The sequence below is a fragment of the Bacillus salacetis genome (assembly GCF_003581585.1).
Classification (GTDB): Bacteria; Bacillota; Bacilli; order Bacillales; family Bacillaceae_B; genus Rossellomorea; species Rossellomorea salacetis.
The window spans coordinates 1-493 of sequence record NZ_QXIR01000095.1 but is presented as its reverse complement, the minus strand read 5'-3'; the positions used below and the strand labels follow the sequence as shown (position 1 = coordinate 493).

Sequence of the window (493 nt, the reverse complement as noted above, 5' to 3'; positions counted from 1 at the left end):
CTGGCAATGCCGGGTGACCGCTGGACGAGATCCAGACTTTAAGGACTGCAAAACAAGCTATGTCCACGAAGCCCATCTTGAAAAGGCATTTATGAACATATTGCGAGAGATGAAAGACGATCCGAACACTGTAATGGAAGAAGCTCAACAAGTCATCAAAAAAGCTTCACTTTCACCACCGGAGCAGGAAAGGCTGGAGGAATTGAACGCGCAAATCGAAACAATCGCAGACCGCATCAGTGACTTGGCTGCAAAGGAATCATCCACAAATGATGCCATCTACGACGCCACACTAAGGCATCTCATCTACGAACAGGAAATTCTACAGCAAGAGCAAGACAGCCTAGAGGAAGGTATGCAAGAGCAGCTTTATTTAAAAAAGCAACTGCAATCCTTCCTAGACCTTTTGGAAACAACAGAAGAACTAACAGATTTTGATGCAAAGCTCTTTAAAGCCACCATCGAACGGGGCATTATTTATAAGGAACGAATC

General features: G+C 44.6%; 1 protein-coding gene. It reads left to right on the top strand.

Annotation, left to right across the window (positions count from 1 at the left end):
• Positions 1 to 91 precede the first annotated feature (91 nt).
• Positions 92 to 493: hypothetical protein (locus D3H55_RS23755; RefSeq protein WP_136035806.1), on the top strand; the 402-nt coding region annotated here is incomplete at its 3' end.